This window comes from Halomonas sp. DP5N14-9 (assembly GCF_019802175.1).
GTDB classification, from domain to species: Bacteria; Pseudomonadota; Gammaproteobacteria; order Pseudomonadales; family Halomonadaceae; genus Halomonas; species Halomonas litopenaei.
This window is the reverse complement of the sequence record NZ_JAHVHR010000002.1, coordinates 385,909-403,754: the sequence shown is the minus strand read 5'-3', so window position 1 is coordinate 403,754 and position 17,846 is coordinate 385,909. Positions and strand designations below refer to the sequence as shown.

Sequence of the window (17,846 nt, the reverse complement as noted above, 5' to 3'; positions counted from 1 at the left end):
GAGCGCCACGCGATCAGCGTGGCGCTCGGGTGGCGGGTCAGGCCCCCAGTGCGGCCTTGAGCGCCTCCGGCCGCATCGGCAGGTCGCGCAGGCGCACGCCGGTGGCGTGAGCGATGGCGTTGGCGATGGCCGGCGCTACAACGCAGGTGCCAGGTTCGCCTAAGCCGACCGGGGTGTGGTCGTTGTCGACGAATTCAAGGTCCAGCTCCGGCACCTGATGCATGCGCAGCGGCGTATAGCTGTTCAGGTTGAGGTCCGCAGGCTGGCCTTCGGCGTACTCGGTGCCTTCGTGCAGGGCCATCGACAGGCCCCATAGCAGCGAGCCCTCCAACTGGGCCATGGCACCGTCGGGATGGGCCAGGGTGCCGGCATCCACCACCGAGGTCAGCTTCTCGACCGTCACCTCGCCGCTGGCACGATCCACCTTGACGCGGGCGACACAGGCCACCCAGGTCGGCATATGGCGTTCCTGGCCGAAGCTCAGCGCCACACCGAGACCGGTGTCCTCGGGCAGGGCGTCGCGCTCGTTCCAGCCGGCCTTGTCGAGGGTGCGTTCGAGCACTGTCTTGAGGCGCTCGGCGCCGCCGACGCTGTTGGGCGCCTCGCCGGCGTTGCGTCCTTCGGCCTTGAGCAGGTTCCGGCGGAACTCGGCAGGGTCCTGGTCGGCGGCCAGTGCCAGTTCGTCGATATGGCTCTCCACCGCCCAGGTGGTCCAGCCTGGCCCCACCGCACGCAGATAGCCGGGAACGAAGGCCTCGTGGGCCTTGTGGTTCTGCTGGGCCCACACCCGCTGGGCGCCCAGTGCGTACCAGTGGTCGGCACCACTGATGGCAAAGGAATCGATCTTGCCGCCACCTTCGACGAATTCGCCGAGAAAGCCGGGTGCGATATCGGCGGTGGGCCAGCCGGCGGCGGCGGCGTGTTCGCTGGCCTGGATGGCGCCGTCGGCTGCCAGGGCCGAGCGCAGCCGCTGCACCGAGGGTGAGCGCACGCAATCCATGCGACTGTCATCGGGGCGGGTAAAGACCATCTTGACCGGGGCACCCACGGCCTTGGCTGCCAGCGCCGCAGGCACGGCATAGTCGCCATAGAGACGGCGTCCGAAGCCGCCGCCCAGATAGTACTGGTGGAAGGTCACCTGGCTCTCGTCGACTTCCAGCGCCTTGGCTACCAGGGGCACCGCCACGGACTGCTGCTGGTTGCCGCAGTGGACGTGCCAGTGGCCGTCGCGCTCGACCACGGTGGCGTTGACCGGCTCGAGCTGGAAGTGCAGCACGCTGGACGTGGTGTAGGTGGCATCGATCAGCGACACGTCCTCGGCGGACGCGGCCTGCTCGAGGGTGGACGTCACCTCGCCGATATCGACGAACAGGGCGCCGTTGTCACGGCTCGGTGACTGGGTCAGACGGCGGCCTTCATCGAGAATGTCGGCCTCGGTGATCGAGATGCCGGAGCCGTTTTCCCATTCAATCTTCAGCGCATCGGTGGCACGCATGGCGGCGGAAAAGTTGTCGGCGATCACCGCCAGCCAGCCCTGGCACAGGCCCGAGGGGTCCTCCAGCCGGATGGTCTGGCGATAGCCGGCGATGGACTGGGCTGCGCTGTCATCGATGGAGGTGGCGCGGGAGCCGAAACGGGTAGGCGGCAGCACCGGGCGGGCGTAGAGCATCCCATCGACCTTGGCGTCGATGCCGAAGACGGCCTCACCGGTGGTCTTGGCGGGGATGTCCTGGGCTCGGCCGGAGGTGCCCAGCACGCGGCGCTCGGAGGCCGGCTTGAGCTCGATGGCTTCAAGCTCTTCGGCGCTGTAGCTGCGCGACAGGGTGCCGCTGGCAACGATCTCGCCGTAGCCGATGCGCTTGTCGCCGCTGATGACCTGACCGTCACGGGCCTGGCAGTCGGCGGCGTCGACCTCGAGCAGGCGCGCACCTGCTTCGATCAGCGCCTGGCGTCCGGCGGCGCCGGCACGGGAGAGCGGCAGGAAGCTGTGGTTCACCGACCAGCTACCCCCGGTGATCATGTAACCCCACTTGGGGTCGCTGTCGACGTATTCGATGGCGATCGTCGCCGGGTCGACCTCGAGTTCCTCGGCGACCAGGCGGGCCAGGCTGGTGCCCACGTGCTGGCCCATCTCGGCCTTGGTGCAGTGCAGGGTGACGTGACCCTGGGCGTCGATGGCGTACCACAGGGTCGGCTCGAAGCGACCCTTGGCCAGGGCCTCGCTGGCCGCGTCGGCGGCGCCGAAGGCCATGCCGGGCAGGCCAAAGGCGAGAACCGCGCTGGCGCCCAGGGTGCCGATCAGAAAGCCGCGGCGGCTAAGGCCGGGGCCTGCGTTTCGGTCGGCTAGGGACGTATCGCTGCGGACTGCGGAAGCGCCCCGATGGGCCGCCAGGGTGTCATCAAACCGGCTCATGGCGGGGCTCCTCGGCGCTGGTACGGGTTTCGCTGCGGGCAGCAGTAGCGGAGGCGGGGTCGAAGGTCTCGACGCCGCCCTGCTGAAGCGAGGAGGCGCGTTTCACCGCGCGATGGATGCGCACGTAGGCCATGCAGCGGCACAGGTTGCCGCTCATGCCCTGGGTGATCTCGTCATCGCTGGGGGAAGGCTTGCGCTTGAGCAGATCGGCCGCCTGCATGATCTGGCCGGATTGGCAGTAACCGCACTGGGGCACCTGCTCTTCTCGCCAGGCCTGTTGCAGCGGGTGGTTGCCGTCGGCGTCGAGGCCTTCGATGGTGGTGATCTCGGCACCTTCGGCGGCGGCCAGCGGCAGCACGCAGCTACGCGTGGCCGAGCCGTTGAAGTGGATGGTGCAGGCGCCGCACTGGGCGATGCCGCAGCCGAACTTGGTGCCGGTCAGGCCCAGGGTATCGCGCAGTACCCACAGCAGTGGGGTCTGGGGATCCACCTCGACGCTCACCGCTTCGCCGTTCAGGGTGAAGCTGGTCATGGGGGCTGGTTCCTCGCTGGTTTCATTGCGTAGCTTCAGGGTCCGTTGGTGCTTCTGATTTTTTTGTATGCGTCCCTTTTACCCGTTCTTGAGGCAACAGGGGACGCGAGGACGGTCGGGATGCCGTAACTGGCACACCATCTGCCTCTTAATAAGCGATGTCGCGATACTATAGACCAGTCGACTAGTGGGCAACGTTGAATGCGGGAACGGGCGAAATGCGTGGATGGCGGTTACCGCAAAGGCGCCGGGGGCGTCTGGCGCCTCTCGTGGTGAGGGCTGCTTCTCGACATGGAGTTCAGGGCGTCAGTGAATCTAGCTCTCGCTGAGACGTCGATGGAGTGCGTCGCCCTTGAGCATTTCGGGGTTCAGGCGAACGCCCAGCCCGGGTTCGCCGCTGACGCGGATCATGCCGTCCTCGACCGGCGGCAGGCCCTCGACGCAGTCGGCGTACCAGCCGTAGTAGAAGGCCCGGGTGAACTCCTGCTCGGCGACGTTGGCAAGCGCCATGGCCAGGTGGGTGGATACCGCCAGCGTCACCGGGCCGGAACAATCATGGAAGGCGATCGGGCGACCCTCGGCTTCGGCCAGGGTGGCGGCCTTGCGGGCGAAGCTGACGCCGCCGCCCCAGGTCACGTCGATGATCGGGGTGTGGATACGTCCGCGATGCAGCAGGTCGCGAATCTGCCCCAGGCCGCCGAGGGTCTCGCCGCCGGCCAGGGGGACGCAGGTGTCGGCCAGCTCGCCAAGCTGGTCGAAGCGATCCATCCACAGCGGGTCCTCGATCCAGTCCGGGTCAATGGGGGCCAGCGCCTGACAGATGGTGCGCGCCGCCGGCAGACTCCAGAGTCCGTGCAGTTCCGCCTTCAGGCGCATGCGATCGCCGTGGACACGACGGATCTCCTCGAACGGCCACAGCGCACGATTGAGATCGGCGGGCGAGATGGACATGCCGTGGCGGGCGCCTTCGGCGAAGTCGAAGGGCCAGATCTTCATGGCGGATATGCCCATCTCGAGAAGCTCTGCGGCGAGCTCTGCCGGACGCTCGAGAAAGGCGTCCAGGTCCTCGTAGCGGGGAGACGCCCCGTCATCCCCCGAGCCACCCTTGATGCCGAAGTTGTCCGGGCGTACCTCGGCGGACTTGGACACATAGTCGGGGCCGGCGCAGGTGTTGTAGAGCGGCACCCGCGCTCGGGTGGCGCCACCGAGCAGGTCATGCAGAGGCAGGCCGGCACGCTGACCAGCCAGGTCCCACAGGGCCACGTCGATGGCGGACAGCGCGCGGGTCTCGGCACTGGTGCCGCCAAAGCCCACGTAGGGTTGCATCTTGCGGTGCAGCGCCTCGATGCGGGAGGCATCCTCGCCCAGCAGCAGGGGAGCGAGGCGGCCATGAACATCGGCGTCGATGGCGTCGGTGCCGAACCAGCTCTCGCCCAGGCCCACCAGGCCGTCCTCAGTGTGGACGCGCACCCAGATCAGCGACGGACGAGCCGCAGGACGCAGGGTTTCGATACGCTGGATCTTCATGCTGGTCTCCGCAAGGTTCAGTGTTTCGCTACCGTTGATCGGCCCCGTTCGTCATTGCCGCGTACCGCCACCGTTCATCGCTGTTGTGCATCTTCAATGGCCACCCTTGCTGACGTCGCTTGATCCGCTCAGGCAGCTTGCGAGTGGCCGCCGTCAAATGACGTGTGACGCAAGCATCATGGCTGCTTTGACTGTGATTCGCCGAGCAGACTGACCAATTCCGGGACCAGTCTTTCACCGTGGCCGGCATCGACGATGTCCTGGTAGAGCCGGGTGATCGCCTGACTGAGCTGGCGCGAGGCGCCGAGGTCCTCGGACATGCTTTGATAGTAGCCCACGTCCTTGAGCGAGTTGGACAGGCTGAAGCGGAAGCCTGCAGGGTCGGCGTCGGTCAGGAAGGGACGCAGGCGTTCGAGCACCACGCCGCCGCCGCCACCGTTGCCCAGCACCTCGAGCAGCACGGCGTCGTCGATGCCGGCGCGTCGAGAGGCGGCGCTGGCCTCGGCCAGTACGGCGGTGAAGCCCAGCGAGACGAAATTGTGCAATAGCTTCAGGGTGTGGCCGGCGCCCACCGGGCCGCCGTGGGTGATGTGCTCGGCGAAGGCGCCAAACAGCGGCTTGAGCTCGTCAAACAGCGCCTGATCGGCACCGACGATCAGGTTGAGGCGGCCCTCGGCGGCCTCCTTCGGGGTGCGGGTCATGGCGGCGTCGACGAAACGGCCACCGGCCTCGCGCACCCTGGCGTCGATGGCCTGGGTGGAGCTGGGGATGGCGGTGGAGCAGTCAACCACGATCTGGCCTGGCTTGAGCCCCTCCAGCACGCCGCCTTCGTCGAACAGCACGCTTTCCACCTGGGGAGTGCCGGTGACGCACAGGATCACCAGATCGGCGGTCTCGGCGACCTCGCGGGCGCTGGTCAGAGCGCTTGCCCCTTTGTCGATCAGGTCGTCGCTGGGCTGATTGCCGGGGTGATCGAGAAAGCTCAGGCGATGGTCCGCGCGCAGCAGGCTGGTGGCGATCCCGTGGCCCATCAGGCCGACGCCGATCAGGCCGACGTGAAGCGAGGTGGTCATGTCCCTTTCCTTGTGGTGGTGGTAGTGGTGATGATGGTGGTTGGTGCTTGATAGTCCTGGGTGACGGCCTAGAGGAGGGCCGGCACCTTTCGTGCCAGGCCCAGACGTTTCCAGCGACGTCTAGCCGTGATGAATCGCAATGGTCTTGATGCGGGTATAGCTCCTGAGCCCTTCAAAGCCCTTTTCGCGGCCGTGGCCGGAGCGGCCGACGCCGCCGAAGGGCAGCTCGATACCACCGGCGGCGCCGTAGTTGTTGACGAACACCTGGCCCGAACGGATCGCCTTGGCCAGACGCAGTTGGCGGCCGCCGTCGGTGGTCCATACGCCCGCACACAGGCCGAAGTCGGTGGCGTTGGCCAGGCGTGCGGCCTCGGCCTCGTCGGCGAAGGCCTGGACCACCAGTACCGGCCCGAACAGCTCCTCGCGGCTGACGCCGTGGCCTTGCGGCACCTGGGTCAACAGGTGGGGGACCACGAAGTGGCCGTCCCGGGGGGCGTCGTCGGCCAGGCGTCCATGGGCGGCGATGTGGATGCCATCATCCTGTGCCGCCTGGATCAGCGTCATCACCTTGTCGCGCTGGCGTTCATTGATCAGCGGTCCGCAGTCCGGGTCGTTCTCGCCGACGTCACAGGTCAACCGCGCGAAACGCTCGCTCAGTGCCGCCACCACCTCATCGTGGATGCTCTGCTCCACCAACAGACGGCTGCCGGCGGAACAGGTCTGGCCGGCGTTCTGGATGATCCCGCGTACCACGGCGTCCAGGGCGCGTTCACGGTCGGCGTCGGCGAACAGCAGCTGGGGCGACTTGCCGCCGAGTTCCATGGTCACCGGCACGTGGTGCACCGCCGCCGCCTGAGTCACCAGGGTGCCGGTCTCCGGCGAGCCGGTGAACGACAGATGATCGATGCCGGGGTGGGCGGCCAGGGCGGCGCCGGCTTCACGGCCGAGGCCAGGCACCAGGTTGAGCGCGCCTTCCGGCAGCCCGCAGTCGACGGCCAGCTGGGCCAGGCGCAGCACGCTCAGACAGGCGTCCTCGGCGGGCTTGAGCACGCAGGTGTTGCCAGCGGCCAGCGCCGCCGCCACGCAGCGTCCGAAGATCTGGGCCGGGTAGTTCCAGGGGATGATCTGGGCGCACACGCCCCAAGGCTCGCGCAGGGTCATCACCGCATAGTCGGGATCGAAGGGGATGGTCTCGCCGTGGAGCTTGTCGGCGGCGCCGGCGTAGAAACGGAAGTAGCGCGCGCAGGCGGCGATGTCGCCCCGGGCCTGGCTGATCGGCTTGCCGGTGTCGGCACACTCGAGGGCGGCCAGGGTGTCCCTGTCGGCGTCGATGGCCTGGCTGAAGGCGTACAGCCATTCACTGCGCGCCCGCGCCGAGAACGTCGACCACTGGCCAAGCTCGCCTGTGAAGGCTGCCCGGGCGGCGGCCACCGCAGCATCGACGTCGGCTGCGCTGGACGCGGCGATACGGGCGATGACCTCGCCACTGGCCGGTCGCAGCACCTCGAGGGTGTCGGCGGTATCGACCCAGTGACCGCCGATCAGGGCGCCGGTGGGTGGAGTGAGGGGGAGGGCGTGCATGCTGTCGACTCCTGAGAAGGGGCGGAAGATAGGATGGGCCCCGGCGCGGCCGGGGCAGTGATCGGTATCAGTACAAAAGATCGACCAGGCCCAGTGAGATCCAGGGCATGTAGGTGATCGCCATCAGACAGGCCAGTACCACCAGCACGAAGCGCGCAAGCCAAGGGATCAGCTCGTCGATGGACAGCTTGGCCACGGCGCAGGCGGCGAACAGATTGACCCCCAGCGGAGGGGTGAACATGCCGAGCGCCAGGTTGACCACCACGATCAGGCCGAAGTGCACCGGGTCGATGCCGTACTGCACGGCGATGGGGGTGAAGATCGGGGCCAGCACCAGGATCGCCGCCGAGGTCTCGACGAACATGCCGATTACCAGCAGCATCACGTTCACCGCCAGCAGGAAGCTGACCGGGCTCTCGAACACCTGGGTGACCCAGGCGGCAACCTCGCCGGGTAGCCCCGAGCGGCTGATCAGGAAACTGAACAGCGCCGCCGCCGAGATGATCAGCATCACCGTGGCGGTGGAAATCACGCTCTGGCGCAGGATCGGCACCAGTTCCGACAGCGGCAGCTCGCGGTAGACCAGACCGCCGACGATCAGGGCGTAGAACACCGCCACCGCCGAGGCCTCGGTGGGGGTGAAGACCCCGCCATAGATGCCGCCGATGACCACCACCGGCATCAGCAGAGCGGCCCAGGCACGGCGCATCGAGGTGGTGAAGGCGGCGCGATCCTCGCGGTCGCGCAGGCCGTAGCCGCGCAGCTTGCAGAAGATGTACAGAAACAGCAGCAGCGCCGAGCCGATCAACAACCCCGGACCGATACCGGCAATGAACAGGCGCCCGATCGAGGTGTCGGTGCTGACGCCGTAGAGGATCAAGGGGATGGAGGGCGGGATCAGTACGCCGAGCTCCGCCGAGGAGGCCTGGATCGAGGCCGCCAGCGGACGCGGGTAGTCGTGGGCCACCATCGCCGGAATCAGGATGGAGCCGATGGCGAAGGTGGTGGCCACGCTCGAGCCGGAAACCGCGGCGAACATCATGCAGGTCAGCACGCAGGTCATGGCGAGCCCGCCCTGGAGCCCGCCGACGATGGACTTGGCCAGGTCCACCAGGCGCTGGGAGATGCCGCCGGCGGCCATCAGGTTGCCAGCCAGGATAAAGAAGGGGATCGCCATCAGCGGGAAGTTGTCGATGCCGACGAACATCTGCTGGGGCACCATCAGCAGCGGAAAACGGGTGAAGAACTCGATACCGATCACCGACGCCAGCAGGATCGACACGGCGATCGGCACGCCCAGGGCGAACAGGATGATCAGCGATAGTCCGATAGCGGCGTTCATGGCTGCTTCCTCCCTTCGGTACCGGACGAGGTCCCAGTGTCAGGGCCAGGACTGGATTCGGGTTCAGGCACGTGTGCGGGGGCCTCGGCATCGACCACGCCGATGGTCTCGCGTCCGGTCAACTGGGCGATCAGTCGAGTGATCACCGACAGCAGCGAAAAGGCGGCGCCGATCGGAATGGCGGCGTAGATCCAGGCGATCGAGATGCCGACGCCGGAGAGCATCTGGTTCTGCACGCGCAGCGTCATCTGATAGCCGTAGATCACCAGGATCGCCAGAACGATCATGCAGCAGGTGGCGATCAGTATCTCCAGCGCCTTGAGGGCGGAGGTCGGCACCAGCTTGTAGATCACTTCGACGGCCATCATGTAGCCGCCGCGAAAGGTCGCTGCGGCGCCCAGAAAGACGCACCAGATCATGGTGGAGCGGGCCATCACCTCCGACCAGGTGGAGGGGGCGTCGAACACGAACCGGGTCAGCACCTGGTAGAAGCCAAGGCTTACCGAGGCGATCAACATCAGCACCGCTGCGTAGAGGGCGACCTGGGAGATGGCCCGCTCGAGACGGAAGAACAGATCCAGCATGGGGCTTTCCTCATCGCGGGTAAGGCCCGAGGACGGGTCAGGCTTGACCGCCCAAGCGCTCGCCAACGGCAGGTAGCGAGCGCTCGGGCGGGAAGGTCAGTCGAGGATCAGTGGACGATCAGCTGCCGCAGTCGCTGGAGCGAATGCGATCGAGCATCTCCGAGCCGTACTCGTCGGTGTAGACCGAGTAGGAGGGCTCGACGGCGGCCTGGAACTGGGACTTGTCGATGTCATCGACCACGGTCATGCCCTTGGCCTTGAGTTCCTCGACGCCTTCGGTCTCGAGTCTCGACACCATCGCTCGGGTGGCCTCGGCGCCGGCCTGGGCGGCCTCCATGAACCAGCCCTTCTGCTCATCGGACAGGCCGTCCCAGAGGATCGGCGAGGCCAGCATGATGGCCGGAGAATAGACGTGGCCGGTCAGCGACAGGCGATCCTGGACCTCCCACAGATTGCCGGTGAGGATCACCGAGATGGGGTTTTCCTGGCCGTCCACGGTGCCCTGCTGCAGCGCGGTAAACAGCTCCGGGAAGGCCATCGGTGTCGGATGCACGCCCATCTCGTTGAACGCCGCCATGTGCATCTCGTTTTCCATGGTGCGGATCTTGAGACCCTGGGCATCTTCGGGGGTCTCGATGTCACGCTGGCTGTTGGTCATGTGGCGGAAGCCGTTCTCGGTCCAGGCAAGACCCACCAGATCGTGCTCGCCGATCTTGTCGAGCAGGTCCTGGCCGACCTCGCCATCCAGCACGCAGCGGGCGTGGTCGTAGTCCTTGAACAGAAATGGCAGGTCGAGCACGTAGGTCTCAGGGACGAAGTTGCCCAGCGGCCCGGTTGAGGTGACAACGGCGTCGATGGTGCCGATCTGCAGGCCTTCGATCATGGCGCGCTCGCCGCCCAGCGCACCGGAGGGCTGCTCGTTGACCGTGAATTCGCCGTCGGACAGCTCCTCCAGGGTCGCCTTGAAGGCATCGATACCCTCGGAGTAGTGAGAGCTGTCCGAGGTGGTGTGGCCGACGGTGATGGTCTGGGCGGCAGCCGCCGGCAGGGCAAACCCGGCCAGTGCCACGGCCAGCAGGCAGGGCTTGAGGTGAAAGGCGGGGCGGCGTGTTGCGTGGCGTACAGTCGTCGTCATTGTTGTTTCCTCTTTGCGGGATGACGCTTGGGTGTGGCCGTGCCCGGTGGCACGGCCGGATCAGTGCTCGTGGTCGGCCAGGGCTCGTCCTCGCCTGAGCCGCTCGAAGTAGTCGTCGCCACCGATCTGGCCGCCCTTGAAGGCGATCTCCAGATCCTGGTAGCGCGGGTCGTCGCTGTGGGCCTGACATAGCGGCGAACCCGGGGTGTCCGGCAGCGGCATCTTGACCGTCAGGGCATGGATGTTCAGGGCGGCGATGGCATGGCTCGAGGTGTCGCCGCCGGCGACACACACCCGGGTCAGCCCCTGATCGTCCACCAGCGCCTTGAGCATCTCGCCGAGGGCCTTGCCCAGACTGTGGCGGCTGGATTCGGTGGCCAGGCTGTCGTCGTGGCTGTCGGGTCCCATGGCGGTGTGCAGGATGACGCTGCGGCCACTGCTCAGGGCATCCAGTGCCTTGAGGATGGCGGTAGCCATGGCCTCGTTGCGATGGGCGGGGATGGCCAGGCTGCGAGCGTCGAGCTCGATGCGCTGAAAACCGGCATGCTCGACCGCCCAGTGAATCTGGCGTGCGGTGGTGCTGGAGACGCTGCCGGAGACCACCGCGATGCGCTCGACCGAACGGGGCGGAGAGAAGTCGTTGCCACCTTCCACCAGCCCCAGGCGTTGCCATTCGGCGAGCAGGGCATACTCGACGCCGGACGAGCCGACCACGAAGCCGCCCGTGCCGCCTTGTTGCTGCGGGCGAGTGCGCCAGAGTTGATGACCCACCGCCTGTTGATGGGCGGGTTCGAGCACGTCGAACAGCACCGCCGGATGCTCTGCGAGGGCGTGATCCACGCGTTCGTCGATATCCGGCAGGGCCAGGCTGGGCACATCGATCAGGCCGACCGGCAGAGTGGTCTGGGCGGCCAGGTGGCGGCGCAGGTCCGCCTCGTGCATGGGGGTGACCGGGTGGCGCGACATCACGGGGTGTCGATCGATGCGGTAGATCTGATCCTGATAGGCGGCGTAGAGCTCGCCGAAGACGGTGTAGCGGCGCATCTGCGGCACCCCCACCACCAGTGGGATCGGTGTCTCGCCGAAGACGCCGCGCGCGACCTCCATGGCACAACCGATGCTGCCGACCTCAGGGCTGCTGTCGAAGGTGGAGCAGGTCTTGTAGTGGGTCAGCGCTGCGCCCTGTTCGGCCAGCCACTGGAAGGAACGCTTGAGCTCGCGGCGCATCCAGTCATTGGACTCGCTGCGGCTGGTGCCGGCCAGACCCAGGGCACGACAGTGGTCGAAGCGGGCGCGCTGCTCGGCGCTGGGGCGAGCGGTGAACAGCACACTGGGGACGCCCTGGCAGGCCAGGGCCTCGAGCGCGTCGGTGGAGCCGGTCAGGTCGTCGCCGTAGTAGCTCAGCAGCAGGTCGTTCATGGGCAGAAGGTCTCCAGAGCCTGGGCCAATTCGCCATGGTCACGGGCGTGGTCGGACAGCGAGATGCCGCGTGCAGCGGCGTCGTAGGCCTGGCGCAGGCTTCTGACGCCGGCGGCGATACCTCCAGGGTGGGCCATGATGCCGCCGCCTGCGGTGACGATCATGTCGCTGCCGCCCCCCATGGCGCGACAGGTGTCGATGGCCTGGCAGGCGGTCTGGTTGGACGAGAATACCGGCATCACGGTGTGGGCCGGTCCCGGGGGCTCGAACAGCGGCGTCAGGCAGGCCCGGGCGCTGGCGGCGACGCTGTCGTCGGATTCCGAAAACTTGTTGGCCAGACCATTGACGTGAAGGTGATCGACGCCGGCCAGGCGCCAGAAGGTCTGCCAGGCGGCGAAGTCCATGCCCAGCAGCGGCTCCCGGCTGAACATGCCCCAGCCGGCGCGGTGGCCGTGGATGGGCAGCTCACAGTGGCGCCGCAGATGACTGACGCCGGCCAGACCCACCGCGTTCAGGGCGACCATCACACAGCTACCGCCGGCGGCCAGCACGTGGTCGTGGTGCCGGCGCATCTCGTCGATCTCGCCGGTGATGTTGAAGGCCACCATGACCTTGCGTCCGGTGCGCTGCTCATGTTCAAGCACCAGCGGCATGATCGCGTCGACCCGCTCGGTGAACGGGCAGTGCGGGCCGTTGGCCTGGAGTTCATCGTCCTTGATGAAGTCGATGCCGCCATCCAGCAGTTCCTTCACCACCTCGGCGGTGGCATCGGGTGAGAGCCCGACGCTGGGCTTGATGATGGTGCCGATCAGGGGACCCTGGTCGACGCCGCTGAGGCGGCGGGTGCCGTCGATGCCGAACTGGGGCCCGGGGCAGGCCTCGGCAAAGGCGTGGGGCAGGCTGACGTCGAGCAGCCTGAGCCCGGAGAATTCCTTGAGTTCATACAGATTGCCGGCGAGGGTGGCCATCAGCGTGGTCAACGACGGACCGAGGTTCTCAAGGGGCCAGGACAATCGCACCCGGGCGCGCTGGTAGCGGGTGCCGGGCGGCTGGGGCCGGGTCGGCATGGGCAGCGAGGGCGCGTCGACGCTGTCGAGCAATTCGATGGACTCGACTCTGGCCGCATGACGCTTTCGAAAGTCATCGGTTTCCGCGGCCAGGCGGGTGAAGGTGCCGCAGGATTGCTCCCCGGCCATCACCTGGCAGGCCTGCTCCACCTCGAAGGGGGTCTCGATCAGGTAGCTGGCTTCGATTCGGTTCATGCCTGGCCTCTTGGTACTCGCGATGGCGCTGTCGTCAGACTCTGTGGAGAGCGTGGCCCCTCAGGTGATGCGCTGAATGCTGTCGGCGATGGCGTCCGGCTCGAACACCCGCTTCCAGTCATCGCGCATCAGCATCGGCTTGCCGTTCTCGATCGCCTTGTTGCAGGCATCCGAGAAAGCGCCGGGCTGTTCATCGAAGATCACCGCACCGAGGATGTTGAGATGGCCAAGCAGAAAGTCCCTGGCGCACTCATGGCTGACGCCTCGATCCACGACTTCGTCCATCGCTTCACGCATCACCGATAACAGTGTGGCACATACCGTTTCCGACAGACCGGGTTCCAGCAGCGCCATCTGTTCAACGCTGACGCGATGGCTGCGCCCGACGGGGGCATAGATGGTCCTGGCCACGGCCTCGCCGAGGGCAAAGTGGCGGTCATCGCCCTGCATCAAGGCGCTGACGATATGCTGGGTGGCGTGGCTGCCGCCGAAATAGTCGCGCTTGGCCTCGAGGGTGGTCTCGTCGTTGAAGATCGGGGGGTGGCAAGGGTGAGTGACGAAGTAGACCAGGTCGTCACGTTCGGGCAGATGGCCGGCGAAGGGGGCGGCGGCGTCCAGGCAGACCACCATGGTGCCGGCTTCGATCGACGGTGACAGCTCGGCGGCAATCTTCTGGATCAGGGTGTCGGGAACGGCCAGGATGACCACATCCGCGCCGGCCACCGCCTGCTCGGCGCTGTCGACGCACTCGATGTCGAGTTCGTCGCGAAGCCGTTGGCGGCCCTGTTCGCTGACCTCGACGTGACGCACGTCGAAGTCCGAAGTCTTGAGATTGCGGGAGAGGCGGGCGCCCATCTTGCCGCCGGCACCGATCAAGGCAATGGTCGTCATGGCCAGGTAACCTGTGTGAAAAAGTGGAAGAGGCAAGCTGTGCTGCAACTGGTATGATGACAATATAAGTGGCCGGGGCTGTCAAACACGACCTTGGTCGAGTGTCATGTTCCAGGACCGCTGGCATGGGTATGCTGCGGGGCCTGGCGCCGCGAGGTAGAGGCCATGAGCGACTCGTTGAAGATTTCTCGCCGCAAACTGTCCGACGAGGTGTTCGATCGGCTTTATCAGCAACTGCTGAACGGCGACTATGCGCCGGGGGACAGCCTGCCCTCTGAGCGGGAATTGATGGATACCTTCGGGGTCGGCCGGCCGGCCATCCGCGAAGCGATGCAGGCGCTGGAGCGGCTGGGGCTGGTGTCGATCCACCACGGGCAGCGGCCCAAGGTGCTGACGCCCAGTGCCGACGGCATGCTGGCCCAGATAGAACTGACCGCGATGCACCTGCTGTCGACCGAACCCGCCTCGCTCGAACACCTCAAGGAGGCGCGGCTATTCTTCGAGGTGGGCATGGTGGCGCGGGCGGCGCGGCAGGTGGGCGCCAAGGATCTGGCGCGCCTCGAGGCGCTGGTGGAGCGCCAGCGGGTGGCGTTGAACAAGGACATCGATGCCTTTATCGCGGCGGACATGGGGTTTCATGTTGCCATCGCGGAGACCACCGGCAACCCTATCTTCATCGCGGTCAGTCGGGCGATGTTCGAGTGGCTGGCCAGGTTCCATACCTCGCTGATCCACTGGAAGGGCAGCGAGCATGTGACGTTGGAGGAGCACGAGCGCATCCTGGCGGCGTTGAAGAACGGCGACGAAGGCGCCGCCATTCGCGAGATGACGCGTCATCTGGAAAGGGCGCGTTCGGTGTACGCTCCCAGTTGAGGGCGCATTGATTCCCGCTTTTGACGCTCGCCCCGGACGGGCGACACTTATCGAGAAGGAACGGGACCTTGGATAGTGATCTGGTCTACGCCCTGGACATGGCGGGGACGGTGGTCTTCGCCTTGTCGGGCATCTTGCTGGCGTGCCGCTCACGCATGGATCCCATCGGCATGCTGGTGCTGGCGGCGGTGACCGCCGTCGGAGGAGGGACCCTGCGTGATCTGGTGCTGGGTGTCGCCCCGGTGTTCTGGATCCGCGATCCGACCTATCTTTGGGTGATCCTGGCCACGGTGCTGTGCGCGCTGGTCGGATTTCACTATATCCATCGCCTCAATCGGGTGGTGCTGCCGGTGGCCGACGCCTTTGGTCTGGCGCTGTTCGTGATCATTGGTGCCAACAAGGCGATGCTGCTGGGGACCTCGGGGGTCGTGGCGGTGTTGATGGGGCTGTTTACCGGGGTGGCCGGCGGCATGATCCGTGACGTGCTGGCAAGGCGCGTGCCGATGGTGCTGTGTCGTGAGGTCTACGCCACCGCCGCCATCGCCGGCGGTGTGGTCTTCGTGGCATTGGCAAGCCTCGGCGCCCCCAGGCTTGGCATTCTGCTGTCGCTTGTCACCACCCTGGGGCTGCGGCTCGCGGCAATCCGCTGGCAGCTGGCGCTGCCGGTGCTGGCCTGGGTGGTGATCGAGCCATCTCCAGGCCAGTCGGCGTCGAGTCGGGCGGCGGAGCCCGCTGCCCCGGCGTCGATGCCGGCCGATGGCAATGACACACCGCTGACATCGGCCCGCGAGACGGTATCGTCCGCCGACGTCGCGCGTCCCAAGATGCGGGTGAGGATGGTCTCCCGAAGCAAGGCCGCCCGCCTGTGGCCCGAGGATGAGGACGTCGACTGAGCCCTCGATTGACGGTTTTCTTCCTCGATGCTCGAGCATCGCCGTCTGCAACTCTGTGCTGGGATCTCTGCGATCGATGCCAGGCGATTGCCTCTGGCGCGGGCAGGCGGGAGGCATCTATCTTGCGGGTGTGACGCCCATCCTCGGGCGTTGCTCGCCGGCAGGAGAGATGGCATGGACAGTGCAGTTTGTCGCTTGTGGAAGAGGTCGCGAGCTGCGGCTGTGCTTATGGTGCTGCTGCTGGCGTCGGGGTTGGCCGTATCGGTGGGTGCTCACAGCGTCTCGGCCGGCGCTGGCAGCGAGTCGGCGCTCACTGTCAGGACTGCCTGTGCTGACTGCGCACGCGCCGCCGCCGAGATCCGTGCCGTCTACGAAACCTCCTTCGACCTTCTTCCCGCCGACAAGCAGCGCCACTACGCCCAGCGGCTGTGGCGGGTGACCGGTGACCCTGCCTACCTGTGCGCCAATCATGCCTACGGCCGACGCCTGCTCGATCAGCTCGCGCGTGACGCCTTCACCGTCGCGGACAGTGACCGGCTTCGCCAGCGCAATCGCGAGTTGCTGGCGGCCTACCCCGAGACCAGCCCCAAGCAGCGTCGGCGCAAGGCCATGCTGTCGGAACATGTCGACATGATGCTGCCTCGGAGCATCCTGTTTCGGCTGGCCCAGGCCCGCTACCACGGCTTGCTTGGACAACTTTCCGAGGCTGACCGGCGCTTGCTTGAGCAGGCCGTGGGCGCAGTGGATTGGCGGGCCTTTCTGACCGACCCCGAGGTGCTGTCGGTGTATGCCGCCCAGGTGGCCAACCAGGCCGCCTTCCTGGCCCAGCTGGGGATCGTGGATCTGCGTGGCGAACTCGCCCGGGCCTTTCGTGACCGTTATCCACCCGGACGGATCGAGGAGCTGTCACCGGCGGAATATCGCAACTGGGTCTACGGCCTGACCCACTTCATCATCGCCGCGAGCCACTACTACCAGCGGATGCTGTCCGACGGCGAGCTCGATTGGGCGGTGGCGGCGTTGCTCGGCCAGGGAGAGGTGTTGTTGCAGGTCAAGGCCGATATCATCGCCGAGGTGGCGCTGTCGCTGCAGTTGGCAGGGCAGGCCGATCATCCGCTGGTGGCGGTGCTGCATGAAGCGCTGCTGGCACGACGGGATCCGCAGTCGGGCATCCTGCCCGCTACCGACGGCGGGTTCGATCTGGGCGAAGGTGAGCATCGCAACGTGCTGGCGATCATGACGCTGGGGTGGGACGGGCGGTTGTATTCAGGGCCCCGGCTGGTCCTCAAGAACATCTCCGAGGAGCGTGACTGCCGACTGCCTGGGCGGTCCCTGGCTACGTCGCCAGAGGACTGAGTTGGAGGCCGGGTCGGAAGTCCGCTCAAGGGTCGGGTCGAGAGGCCAGACACTCGACCGACGCCTCGCTATACCCGGCAGCTCGACGTTGAGCGCCACAGGCTCCCTAGTCCGTCGAGGTGGTCCCGGGTGGCGGGCAACTGGGCCCCCAGTGACTCGTGCAGACGAAGGTAAAGCGGCGTCAGCAGCGGATTGCGCTCGCGATCGGCGCATTCGTTGTCGATGTAGTAGGCACGCCGGGTACCGCAGTAGTGGATGGTGTCGCTCACCGGCTGGAAACGAAAGCCGGACAGGGTCAACAGCCGCGCCAGGGGAGGCTCCATCAGGGCGTAGAGGTGTCGCCGTGCGGTCAGGCCGGCAAGGGCGTGGGCGCTCAAGAACAGGCCGGTGACGATCAACGGAAATGCCTGGCGTTCCTCCGGAGGAAACTGTACCGGCAGCGTTTCTTCGCCCTTGCTTGGGGCCCGGAAAAGCCGCGAGATCGCCAGGCGAGAAATTTCGGCGATCTGGCGCCCGTCGTGCTGTCGCGGATGTAGCGAAGGCGCCGTGAAGACGCTGCGGGTGGCGTTCATCACCGGCAGGTCATCCGGACGATCGACGGGGGGAAATACCAGTCGCACGCAGCCCGCCGCCAGACCGCTTGAGCGATGTTCGACCAGGCAGTGGATGGCCTGTTCATCGAAGTCATCATGCTCCTGTTGCTTGTCACTGTCGCCTGGCAGGGCGTATTGAAGCTCACGTAGAAAGACGTCATGGCGCAGCGAATAGACCCGCTCCCTGTCCGCGACCGTCTTTACCAGGATCACCCGGAACTGGTCGGCGAACTGCTCCAGCAGGCGCTGTTGCCGGGATGGCCTCTCGGTGTCTGCTGCTGGCATGGGGGATCACCTCCGTGTTGTTATAGCCGGGCCGCAAAGGCCCGGCGGGCGCCCGGCTCCCTGCACCAGTACACCCTGTCTATGATA

At 66.5% G+C, this 17,846-nt stretch carries 15 protein-coding genes; 3 read left to right on the top strand and 12 right to left on the bottom strand.

Annotation, left to right across the window (positions count from 1 at the left end):
* Positions 1-37: 37 nt before the first annotated feature.
* The 11 genes from KUW00_RS03390 to KUW00_RS03340 all read right to left on the bottom strand — a co-directional run bounded on the left by KUW00_RS03390 (position 38) and on the right by KUW00_RS03340 (position 13,759).
* On the bottom strand, positions 38-2,413 hold the full coding sequence (locus KUW00_RS03390; protein WP_222568222.1) for a xanthine dehydrogenase family protein molybdopterin-binding subunit: 2,376 nt from the start codon (positions 2,411-2,413) through the stop codon (positions 38-40).
* Positions 2,400-2,945 carry a (2Fe-2S)-binding protein gene (locus KUW00_RS03385; protein WP_045991771.1) on the bottom strand — a complete coding sequence of 182 codons (546 nt, stop codon included), beginning with the start codon at positions 2,943-2,945 and terminating at the stop codon, positions 2,400-2,402. The genes KUW00_RS03390 and KUW00_RS03385 overlap by 14 nt, the downstream gene beginning before the upstream one ends.
* Positions 2,946-3,260: 315 nt before the next feature.
* A complete protein-coding gene (locus tag KUW00_RS03380) occupies positions 3,261-4,472 on the bottom strand; it encodes a mandelate racemase/muconate lactonizing enzyme family protein (protein WP_222568221.1) in 1,212 nt (403 codons plus the stop codon).
* A 176-nt stretch (positions 4,473-4,648) separates the two neighbouring features.
* Positions 4,649-5,545, bottom strand: coding sequence for an NAD(P)-dependent oxidoreductase (locus tag KUW00_RS03375; protein ID WP_045991769.1), 897 nt, complete (start codon positions 5,543-5,545; stop codon positions 4,649-4,651).
* Between the two features lie 120 nt (positions 5,546-5,665).
* A complete protein-coding gene (locus KUW00_RS03370) occupies positions 5,666-7,126 on the bottom strand; it encodes an aldehyde dehydrogenase family protein (RefSeq protein WP_222568220.1) in 1,461 nt (486 codons plus the stop codon).
* 67 nt (positions 7,127-7,193) lie between these two features.
* Complete coding sequence (locus tag KUW00_RS03365) at positions 7,194-8,468, bottom strand: TRAP transporter large permease (RefSeq protein ID WP_045991767.1); 1,275 nt, start codon at positions 8,466-8,468, stop codon at positions 7,194-7,196.
* Positions 8,465-9,052 (bottom strand): TRAP transporter small permease, encoded by a 588-nt coding sequence (locus tag KUW00_RS03360; RefSeq protein WP_222568219.1) that lies wholly within the window; start codon positions 9,050-9,052, stop codon positions 8,465-8,467. Before KUW00_RS03360 ends, KUW00_RS03365 begins: the two co-directional genes overlap by 4 nt.
* A gap of 118 nt (positions 9,053-9,170) precedes the next feature.
* Positions 9,171-10,187: a TRAP transporter substrate-binding protein gene (locus KUW00_RS03355; RefSeq protein ID WP_045991765.1), complete on the bottom strand. Its 1,017-nt coding sequence runs from the start codon at positions 10,185-10,187 to the stop codon at positions 9,171-9,173.
* Positions 10,188-10,247: 60 nt separating this feature from the next.
* Positions 10,248-11,606: a four-carbon acid sugar kinase family protein gene (locus KUW00_RS03350; protein WP_261391952.1), complete on the bottom strand. Its 1,359-nt coding sequence runs from the start codon at positions 11,604-11,606 to the stop codon at positions 10,248-10,250.
* A complete protein-coding gene (locus tag KUW00_RS03345) occupies positions 11,603-12,868 on the bottom strand; it encodes a ribulose-bisphosphate carboxylase large subunit family protein (protein ID WP_222515644.1) in 1,266 nt (421 codons plus the stop codon). Before KUW00_RS03345 ends, KUW00_RS03350 begins: the two co-directional genes overlap by 4 nt.
* A gap of 60 nt (positions 12,869-12,928) precedes the next feature.
* Positions 12,929-13,759 carry a phosphogluconate dehydrogenase C-terminal domain-containing protein gene (locus tag KUW00_RS03340; protein WP_108448026.1) on the bottom strand — a complete coding sequence of 277 codons (831 nt, stop codon included), beginning with the start codon at positions 13,757-13,759 and terminating at the stop codon, positions 12,929-12,931.
* Positions 13,760-13,924: 165 nt separating this feature from the next.
* On the opposite strand from KUW00_RS03340, the gene nanR reads away from it, so the two are divergent.
* The 3 genes from nanR to KUW00_RS03325 all read left to right on the top strand — a co-directional run bounded on the left by nanR (position 13,925) and on the right by KUW00_RS03325 (position 16,881).
* Positions 13,925-14,632: a transcriptional regulator NanR gene (gene nanR, locus KUW00_RS03335; RefSeq protein WP_045991761.1), complete on the top strand. Its 708-nt coding sequence runs from the start codon at positions 13,925-13,927 to the stop codon at positions 14,630-14,632.
* Between the two features lie 98 nt (positions 14,633-14,730).
* Entirely contained in the window at positions 14,731-15,525 is a 795-nt protein-coding gene (locus tag KUW00_RS03330) for a trimeric intracellular cation channel family protein (protein WP_222568417.1), read from the top strand.
* A 228-nt stretch (positions 15,526-15,753) separates the two neighbouring features.
* Complete coding sequence (locus tag KUW00_RS03325) at positions 15,754-16,881, top strand: DUF3541 domain-containing protein (protein ID WP_261391981.1); 1,128 nt, start codon at positions 15,754-15,756, stop codon at positions 16,879-16,881.
* A gap of 68 nt (positions 16,882-16,949) precedes the next feature.
* On the opposite strand, the gene KUW00_RS03320 is transcribed toward KUW00_RS03325, so the two are convergent.
* Positions 16,950-17,759 (bottom strand): PEP-CTERM/exosortase system-associated acyltransferase, encoded by an 810-nt coding sequence (locus KUW00_RS03320; RefSeq protein ID WP_222568217.1) that lies wholly within the window; start codon positions 17,757-17,759, stop codon positions 16,950-16,952.
* Positions 17,760-17,846: the final 87 nt, after the last annotated feature.